Genomic DNA, 573 nt, shown 5'->3' with positions numbered 1-573 from the left:
ATTCGCCACCGAAAGCGCGCGGCGCTGCGACAGATCGAAATTGTAGGATTCGCTGCCGGTGGAATCGGTGTGCCCGTAGACATCGACCAGCGTGCGGTTGAACTTCTTCACCACCAGGGCGACCGAATTCAGAGTCTGATAGAAGCCTGACGAGACCTGATCCTGATCGGTGCCGAAGGTGATGTTGGACGGCATGTTGAGGATGATCTGATCGCCTGCGCGTGTGACGCTGACGCCGGTGCCCTGAAGCTGCTGGCGCAGTTCGGATTCCTGCTGGTCCATATAGCCGCCGACCGCACCGCCTGCGAGTGCGCCAACGCCTGCACCGATGAGAACGGCATTGCGCTGAGCATTCTTGCTTCCGCCGACTGCGAGGCCTGCAAGAGCGCCGAGACCGGCACCGAGTGCAGCACCACCAGCCGTGTTCGATACCTTCTGCTCGCCCGTATATGGATCGGTCGTGCAGGCGCTTACCATTGCGGTCGCCGCGATAACGGCGATCAATTGTTTCTTCATGCGATCATCCCTCTTTAAAAAACTCGCTCCAGGACTGAAAAAAGCGAATCCCAACGG

General features: G+C 59.0%; 1 protein-coding gene. It reads right to left on the bottom strand.

Annotated elements, in window-relative coordinates; genetic code table 11:
• Positions 1-516 (bottom strand): OmpA family protein (locus AB1462_RS31550; RefSeq protein ID WP_367248995.1); only part of this gene is annotated, 516 nt, incomplete at its 3' end.
• Between the last annotated feature and the right edge of the window lie 57 nt (positions 517-573).

Origin of the sequence: Pseudomonas sp. SB113, from assembly GCF_040754745.1 — a bacterium.
Lineage (GTDB): Bacteria > Pseudomonadota > Gammaproteobacteria > Pseudomonadales > Pseudomonadaceae > Aquipseudomonas > Aquipseudomonas grimontii.
Note: the sequence above shows the minus strand (reverse complement) of the source record. Positions and strands in the feature narration are given on the sequence as shown.